Annotated in this window: 5 protein-coding genes; 1 reads left to right on the top strand and 4 read right to left on the bottom strand. The window is 72.1% G+C overall.

Going from position 1 to position 8634, the window contains the following annotated elements:
* Positions 1–62: 62 nt before the first annotated feature.
* Positions 63–3056 carry a glycosyl hydrolase gene (locus ACYF6T_RS43970; RefSeq protein ID WP_461703604.1) on the bottom strand — a complete coding sequence of 998 codons (2994 nt, stop codon included), beginning with the start codon at positions 3054–3056 and terminating at the stop codon, positions 63–65.
* A 176-nt stretch (positions 3057–3232) separates the two neighbouring features.
* Positions 3233–3841 carry a TetR/AcrR family transcriptional regulator gene (locus ACYF6T_RS43965; protein WP_461703603.1) on the bottom strand — a complete coding sequence of 203 codons (609 nt, stop codon included), beginning with the start codon at positions 3839–3841 and terminating at the stop codon, positions 3233–3235.
* Positions 3842–3955: 114 nt separating this feature from the next.
* On the opposite strand from ACYF6T_RS43965, the gene ACYF6T_RS43960 reads away from it, so the two are divergent.
* Positions 3956–4669 carry an SDR family NAD(P)-dependent oxidoreductase gene (locus ACYF6T_RS43960; RefSeq protein WP_461703602.1) on the top strand — a complete coding sequence of 238 codons (714 nt, stop codon included), beginning with the start codon at positions 3956–3958 and terminating at the stop codon, positions 4667–4669.
* A gap of 124 nt (positions 4670–4793) precedes the next feature.
* Here ACYF6T_RS43960 and ACYF6T_RS43955 read toward each other — a convergent pair whose 3' ends face one another.
* Both ACYF6T_RS43955 and ACYF6T_RS43950 read right to left on the bottom strand, forming a co-directional pair.
* Positions 4794–5021: a hypothetical protein gene (locus tag ACYF6T_RS43955; protein WP_461703601.1), complete on the bottom strand. Its 228-nt coding sequence runs from the start codon at positions 5019–5021 to the stop codon at positions 4794–4796.
* Positions 5018–8634, bottom strand: a 3617-nt coding sequence (locus ACYF6T_RS43950) for an RHS repeat-associated core domain-containing protein (RefSeq protein ID WP_461703600.1), incomplete at its 5' end; no start/stop codon positions are given. The genes ACYF6T_RS43955 and ACYF6T_RS43950, both read right to left, overlap by 4 nt.

The raw sequence follows: 8634 nt of genomic DNA, 5'->3' as shown, positions 1-8634 counted from the left end.
CCGTCCCGGTAGCGGCGCACGACCCACTGGCCAGGCGGCCGCTCCCGGTTCCGGCGGCCGGGTCAGGCCACGACGGCCTGTGCGTACGGCACCAGGCGGACCGGGCCGACCAGGCCGTGGGCCTGGCGGGCGGTGGTGCCGAACACGGCCGGCTGGGCGACGCGCAGCCGGTTGATGAGCGGGGTCGCCACCTCGACCTCGACGGTGTTGTCACCGCGCCGCAGGTAGGGGCCGGCGTCGACGACGGGGTGCAGGCGGTCGACCGCGGGCAGGCGGCGGCCGTTGACGGTCACCCGGCAGGTGTCGCTGACCTGGCCGAGTTCGAGGACGGCGCCGTGTGCCGGGCTCCACTCGGACGGGAGGGTGACGGTGGTGCGGTAGGTGCCGATGCCGGCGGAGTCGGCGAGTTCGGCGATCTGGGACCAGGGCGCGAGGGTGTCCAGGGTGAGGGAGCGGCGTACGACGTCGGTCCGGGTCGGGTCCGACCCCGGGTACCAGTCCTCCACGTCCAGCTGCCAGCGGGCGGGGACGATCGGTTCCGGGACGGACGGCAGGGTCGTGGTGCGCGTACGGCCGTTGGACAGGCGGGTCGTGTACGTGCCCGCCGTGTACGCGCGGACGGTCAGGCCCGCGTCCGTGAACAGCACGTCGTCGGCGTCGGAGGCGACGGCGTGCGGCCGGTCGCCGAACTCGCCGGGGCGGGCCAGGGCGACGATCAGGGTCTCGCCCGGCTGGAGCGCGACGCGCAGGGTGATGTCGTCGCCGTCCTCCGTGTAGCGCGCGAGCCGTGTCGCCTGCCCCGTCCAGGCGTCGAGGACGTAGGGCACCGTGGCCCCGCGCCGGGTGCGGCGCACCGTCACCTCGTGGTCGATGGCGGCGACCGCCGGCTTGACGGTCTCGGCGTGCTTGCCGTTGCAGAAGTAGTAGAAGTCCGCCTCGTCGGTGGCCCGGTGGACGTTGAGGAGCGTGGACGAGGTGGCGTACCGGACGTCGGGGGTGACACCGAGCCTGGTCAGCGCGTCGCCGATGAGCGTCTTGTCGCCGACCAGGGCGACGTTGGGCAGGGCGAGCAGCCCGGCGAGCACGTCGTGCAGCCGGTCGGTCTCCCCGTCGGCGGGCACGCCGGGGGTGAGGGCCTGGTCGAAGGCGCCGTACAGGACCACGGGCAGGCCCGCCTGGGCCAGCTTCAGCAGCTTGCGGGCGTCGGCGACGGCGAGCGTGGGGGTGGAGCTGTAGAAGAAGTCTCCCTCGACGAACAGCGCCTTGTAGGCGGGGCCGTCGGGCGCGAGCCGGCCGCCGGAGACCGTGGCGCTGGGCAGATCGAGCAGCGGGCCGCTGAGGAACTGGTGGGTCCAGCCGAGCGGCACGCCGGTCGCGGTGAACCAGGAGGCACCGATGCCGGTGGCGGTGTAGCCGGTCTGCCGGAAGACGGCGACGTCCGCGCGGGCGGTGCCCGACTGCAGGACGTGGTGGACGCGGCCGAGGTAGCCGGAGATGTCCTCCATGTGCCGCCAGGTGGGCTGCCGCGGTCCCCAGGACTCGCCGTAGCCGGGGGCGCCGTTGTAGGGGCTGAACGCCGCGAAGCCGGGCCAGCTCACGCCGGGCGCGGTGGCGTAGGAGAAGCCGTGGACGACGGTCTGGTTGACGCCGGCCGCGTAGGCGCCGCCCATGGTCCGCAGGAAGCGGTCCCACGTCGTGCTGTACGCCGTGCCGTTGTAGGCGCCGGCCTCACAGGACAGCACCCGGCGCCCGGCCATGTCCCGGCCGCCGGCCAGGCAGCGGTAGTCGTCGAGGTTCTTGAAGCCGAGGGACTCGCCTTCGGGGATGTCGAGGATCGACGCCGACTGGATGGCGTCGGTCTGCAGTCCGTAGGGCTGGGCGCGCAGGACCATGTCCAGGGAGTGCGCCCAGTCGCCGAGGGCGCCCAGGTGGTTGCGGTTGAACAGGTCGGAGACGGTCTGCCAGAAGTCGTGCCGGATCTGCCGGGTGAGCTGGGCCTCGAAGGCGAAGACCTGGTTGCTGTTGTCCAGCACGACGGCGGGCAGGTACGGCAGCAGCGGGCGCCCGGTGCGCTTCTCGAACTCCTCGGGCAGCCGCGAGGTCCACACCAGGCCCTTGGTCTCCAACTCCACGGAGTCCTCGAAGAAGGCGCCGCCCGCCGCCCTCAGCAGGACCTTCAGGGCCGGGGTCAGCATCGAGTCCCAGTGGCCGGTGATCGCGGCGGTGCCGGCCGGGCTGAAGTGGTCGACGACGTAGGCGAGGGGCGAGGTGTGCGGGCCGGACTCGGGCTGCTGGGCCGAGCCGCGCTGCCAGTAGGAGATCAGCATCCAGGTGCCGTCGGCGGGCGCGGTCCAGGTGAGGCTGCCGTCGGTGACGGCGCCGGTGAGGTCGACAACGCTGTCGGCGTCGAGACCGGTCTCCTTGCGGGTGGAGTTCGCGGTGTTGACGCGGGCGGCCTGGACGGCGACCAGGCGCCGGCGGGTGACCCCGGAGGCGGCCGCGTACACGGGCTCGGGGACCGGACCCCGGTAGGTGGCCCCGCCGGTCAGCGATGCCTTGCCGTAGGCGAGTTCCTGGGCGGCGGCCTCGTCGTCGGGGGTGACGCCCGGGACGGCGACGGGCCAGCTGGGGCCGAGGGTGAGGTCGACGGTCAGGCCGCGCCGCACGGCCCGGCGCAGCGCCGCCTCCACACCGTCCAGCCAGGGTCTGCTGCCCCACCCGTGGTGCGCGGTGTCGAGGACCGACTTGTCCTTGATGCTGTGGTGGACGCCTGCGACCTCCACGCCGCCGAAGCCGGCGTCCGCGATCTGGTCGATCTCGCGGGCGATCTCGTCCGGGTCGACGAGGCCGTCCGGCCACCACCAGCGGAACCTGGGGCGCACGGCACGCGTGGGATCCGCGAGCCAGCCGGGGACCGCCGGCCCGCCGCCGCTGGTGGTCGATACGGCCGCCGCGGGCGACGCGGCTCCGACGGCCGCCACGGCGCCGACGGCCAGCCCGGCGGCCAGGACCGTGCGCCGGGACATCCCGCCGCGCTGCGAGACGAGTTCATGCATGGTGCGCCCCAGGAGAGGTAGTGACGAAGGGATTGAATCGTTTCAATCACTCTCAAACGCCGGAACGTTAAGCCTGGCGATCTCGGAGGGTCAAGAGGTGTGCAGCGCGCACTTTCCCCGGCGGCGGGGAACGCACCGACGCGTCCGGCGTCACCGGTCCGCGGCGTTCGGGCTGGTCAGCCGCGTACGGCGGCCAGGCACTCGTCGTAGAGATCCATGAGGTCGCCCTCGCCGGCGTTCTCGACCCACGCCATCGACGCGGCGTCCAGGCACGCGAACGCCGTCGCGATCACCGCGCGGGCCTTGGCGCGCGCGGTGCCGCCGGTCGCGTCCAGGCGCGGCTCGACGAGCGGCAGCAGATCCTCCTGGAACCGCAGCCGCTTCTCGAGCCAACCGGCGCGCAGCGAGGCGGTGTTGTGCAGGAGGCGGAACCGCTTCAGCGCCTCCTCGCGGCTGTCGTGCAAGGTCAGTACGGCGGCGATCCCCGCACGCAGGGACTCCCAGGCGCCGACCTCGGTCGGCAGCGCGCCGATCGTCTCGGCCAGGACCGGCCCGAAGCGCTCCTGGCCGCCGCCGAGCAGGTCCTCCTTGGTGCCGAAGTAGCGGAAGAGGGTGCGCTGGGAGACGCCGGCCTCGCGGGCGATCTGGGCGATGGTCGTCTCGTCGTAGCCCTGCTCGCTGAACAGGCGCAGGGCCGTGGCCAGGATCTCCTGCGACGCCAGCTGCCGCGTCCGGTCCCACAACGTGGTCGCGACGCCCTCGCCCGCCTTGCCCTCCTGCTTCATGCGACCAGGTTAGCCGAGCACTGCCAGGTCGGCATCCACACGAAGCTTGGCAGTCGCTGCCAGCTAGGCGTACGCTGCCAAACGTCTCTCCCGAAACCACGCAGAGGAACACGCATGTCCGCACCCACAGCTCTGATCACCGGCGGAACCAGCGGCATCGGCAAGGCGACCGCCGAACTGCTCCACGCCCGCGGCCACCGCGTGATGGTGACCGGTCTGGGCCATGTCGCCGACGCCGGACTTCCCGACGACGTCCTGGTGGTCCGGGCCGACGCACGGTCCCTGCCGGACCTCGACCGGGCGGTGGACGAGGCGCGCCGGCACTTCGGCTCCCTCGACCTGCTCTTCCTCAACGCGGGCGTCTCCCGCCCCGGCCCGATCGAGTCGACCGACGAAGAGGCCTTCGACGCCGTGTTCGACATCAACGTCAAGGGCGGCTTCTTCACCCTGCAGAAGGCGCTCCCGCTCCTCGAGGAGGGTGCGTCGGTGGTGTTCACCGTGGGTGCCGGCGAAGGGATCGGAGCCGCCACGACCGCCGCGAAGGGCGCCCTGCTGCCCTTGGTGCGCTCCCTCGCCCTCGAACTCGCCCCGCGCCGCATCCGCGTCAACGCCGTCAGCCCCGGACTGATCGACACCCCTGCCTACGCCAGGCTGGGCGTCTCCCAGGACATGATCGCCACCTGGGCGCAGGACGTCCCGCTCGGCCGCGCCGGCAGCCCCGCCGACATCGCCGAAGCCGTGGCGTTCCTCGCCTCGGACGCCGCCGGTTACATCACCGGCGACAACCTCACCGTCTCCGGAGGCATGGGCGTGCACGCCCGCCCCTGACCGCCCTTCTCGGCCGGTCCGCGCCGCCAGCCTCCGCCCCGGCACCGGCCGTTGCTTCCCGAGGCGGCGACGCCGCGGGGCGGGCCGGCGATACGTGCCGTCCCGCCCCGCGGTCGCCTCTCGGCTACCTTCCTCTGGTCCTCAGCCACGCTTTCCGCACGCCCCATCCCAGGGCGCAGCCGGCGAGCCCGCCGATCACGACGGTGGCGATCTCGGCGGAGTCCGGGAACGACCTGCCGGACGCGAGTGACGCGATGGTCGCTCCCACCAGCGCGGACAGGATGAACACCGGGTACTTCTTCCAGGACATGCGGCCGCTCTCCTTCTGCTTCGGACGCGTCACGTTCGTCACGCGTACCACCACCCGGCGAAGTGGACGCGGATGCGATACGTCGTCCACCAGTGATGGCTTCCCGGCCAACGCGCCCGGAACAGGAAGTACTTGGCGCGCGGATGCCAGGCGTCCCCGACGACGCTGCTGATGACGCCCGCGATGATGCCGACGATCACGGCACACAGGATGCCACCGCAGGCGGCGACGATCCCACCGGCGAGGCCCCAGATGGCCCCCTGGGCCACGGCTCGCTGAATGGTCGCCCCGACGTAGAGCATCAGCCAGTACGAACCGCCGTACTTCCACGTCCACATGTGAAACGTGCCGCCGATGTCCCGCACGTTCACCGGGTCCTGGGCCGCGTAGTCGTAGGCGTTCAGGCTGCCGCCGAGCACCGGGTCCGTGGACAGGAACCGGCCCAGGGCCGGGGAGTAGGCCCTGACTCCCATGAGGGTGATGCCGGACAGCGTGCCGCCGGCCCTCATCTGTGTGCCGAGCCAGCCGTAGGTGACGGCGGCGGTGGAGTCGAGGGCGTTGCCGTACTCGTCGTACTGCAGGACGGTGCTGGCCACCGAGGTGTCCAGGGGCTGCTGGACCGTCACGTCGCCGTGGATGTCGGCGAGTTGCAGGACCGTGTCGCCGGACGCAGAGGTGGTGGCGGCCAGCGTGCCGGTCAGATCCCGGACGTTGCGGCTGACGGAGCTTCCGCTGACGCTCCAGGTGGGGCTGTCCCCGCCGTTGCCGTAATGGCTGGTCGTCGTGGACGAGGTCGTCCAGCTCCCGTCGCCGCCCTGGGACTGGGAGGTCTGCACGGCCAGGCGTCCTGCGGCGTCCAGGGACCAGGTGGTGCGTCCGGCGCCCACCGTCTCCGACGCGACCAGGTCGTTGGTGTAGTACGCCAGCGTCGTGTCACCGCTGGTGGTGGTGCGGCCGAACGCATCGTAGGCGTAGCCGGAGTTGACCAGGCGGTCCGCCGAGTCGTAGGTGTACGACGCGGTGGTGGTCGTCGTGTCGGAGGTGCTGCTGTCGCAGTCGTCCGAACTCGTGGTCAGAGCCGTCCGGTTGCTGCTCGCGTCGAAGGTGTAGGCGCGGGTCGTGCAGCCGGTGCCGGTGGTGTCGGTGGCCCGGGTGAGGCGTCCGGCACTGTCGTAGGCGTAGTCGGTGTCGGTGGTCGAACCGCTCGTGTCGGTGTGCCCGGCCTGTTTGCCGGTGACCGTGTAGCCGGCGGTGTCGGAGGCGACCGCGGTGCCGTCCGAGGCGGTGTACTGGCGGCCGGTTTCCAGACCGGTCGGGTCGGTGGTGACGGCCAGGGTGTAGCCGCCTGGCAGGGCTTCGGAGGTGAGGGTGCCGTCGGCGTCGTAGGTGCCGGTGAAGGTGCCCGCGACCGAGTCGGTGAGCGTCTTCAGGTCGCCCGCGGTGCTGTAGGCGTACGTCACCGTGGAGGGAGCCGAGTCGGTGGACTTCACCGGGCGGTTCAGGGTGTCGTACGCCGTGGTGGTGGTGTTGCCCGCGCCGTCGTCGTACGAGGTCTGGCGGCCCAGGTCGTCGTAACCGTAGGCGATGGTCTGGCCGTTGGACGTCTGGGTGGCCGGCTGACCGTTGGACTCGTCGTACGTGACCGTGGTGGACGGGGTCGTCGTGCCCGAGCCGCCGGTGACCGCGGTCCTGGTCGGGCGGCCCGCCGCGTCCGTCGTGATCGTGGTGGTGCGGGTCACGCTGTTCGCGGTCTCCGCCTTGGTGGCGATCCGGCCCCAGCGGTCGTACGTGTACACCGTGGTGACCGCGTCGGTCGGATTGCTGCCGCCGTTGGTGATCGAGGCCGCGGGCGCGGTCCTGCACAGCAGGCCGTCCCACACGACGGAGGCGCAGGTGCCGACGGCGTTCGCGTCGTAGTACGTGTAGACGAGGGTGCTCGCGTCCGAGCCGGACGAGCCCGCGGAGCGGGTGGTGGCGATCTGGCCGGCGGCGTCGTAGGTCGTCACCAGCGCGTCCGTGTCGCTGCCGCCCGTGGTCGCCTTCTCCTGCCCGGTGGACCAGTCGTAGGTCGTGGTCACCGTGGTGGTGTCGGCGTCCGTCGCGTAGCCGGGTATCGCCGCGCCGGTCACCGTGGAGGTGACCAGACCCGAAACGGCCGCGCCGGTCGGCCTGTTCTCGTCGTAGGTGTACGCGGTGTGGGTGCGGGCCGGGACGACGGTGCCCGCGGCCAGCGTGGACTCGGTCGTGGCGCCCGTGAGTTCCTTGGTGAGCGTGACCTGGTGCAGCGGTCCGTACTCGTCGGTGAGGCGCTCGCCGTCCGCCGAGTACGCGGAGACCGTGGCCAGCCGCTGGGCACGGTCCGCCGTGGACAGGCCGTCCAGACCCAGCGCGGTCAGCGTGCCGGAGCTGCTGCTCAGCGCCAGCGCGCGGTTCGCGGCGGTCAGTTGGGTGACCGTGTTGCCGTACACGTCGTACTCGGTCGTGGTGATCGAGCCGCCGGGGCTCGCGGTGTTCGTGGCCTTTCCGTTGGCGTCGATGTAGGTGATCGTGGCGCGGTCGTACGCCGACGACGTCAGGCCGCCGCCGGTGGAGGAGGCGGGGACGCTGTCGGCCGGGAAGACGGCGGTGGCGTCGGTGGGTGCCTCGTCCTGCGCCCAGCCGGCGACCGTAGTGGCGTCCATCTGGTAGGGCGCGGTGCTGCCGGACAGCGGCACGTCGTAGACGACGGTGGTCGTCGCCGTGCCGGACGTGGTGGAGTCCGAGCCCTGCGCGAGGGCGGGGCGGGAGGCGCTGAGGAGCATGCCGGAGCCCGCGGTCAGGGCCGAGCCGGCCTTGCCGTAGGTGAACGTCCAGGGCAGCTCGCCCGGCGGGGTGAGGGTGGCGACCCGGCCGTCGGAGTCGTAGGTGTACTGCGTCTTGAGGGCCGGGCTGATCCGCGGGTCCCAGACCTGGCGGAGGCGTCCGTCGGAGGCGTACGCGTAGGAGGCGACGGTCTCGGCGGTCGCGGCCGAGGCACCCGGGTCGGTGGCCCACAGCTTGATCGCCTTGACCTGGCCCGCGTAGTCACCCGACGCCGAGCCGGTGGCCGTCGTGGTGTCCGCGTAGACGTACTCCAGGACCCGGCAGCCCTTCGTGGACGGCGTGGCCTGGCAGGTGGCCGCGGTGACCGCGCCGGTCGGCGAGATCACGTACTTCGGACGCGCCAGCGTCTGGCCGCCCGAGGTGACCGTCTCCGAGACGGTGGTGACCGTGGAGTCGTCCACGGAGGTGGCGGAGGAGGACAGCGTCCACGTGGTCGCCGCGCTCGCCGCCTTGGCGAACACCGTGGTGTTGGCGTCCGTGTCGGTCAGCGTGAACGTCGTACCGCTGAGCGTGCCCGTGAGGGTCAGGTCCTCGGCGCCGGTCTCCGGGGCCCAACTGCCGTCCGCGTTCGCGGTGAAGGCGACCGAACTGCCGTCGGCGCTCAGGAGTTCCACCGAGTAGTCGGAGGTCTTGCGGACCTGCGTGTAGTCACTCGACTGGGCCGAGACGGACGAGGTCCAGCCGGGGCCGAAGATCTGCGCCTGGCCTTCGGTGTCGGTGGTGTTGGCGCGGGACGAGTAGGTGCGGTCGACCGAGGCGTCGAACGCGGAGGCGTCCGTGGCCGACAGCGTGT

This window comes from Streptomyces sp. 7R007 (assembly GCF_054850255.1).
This window is presented reverse-complemented; position numbering and strand designations above follow the sequence as displayed.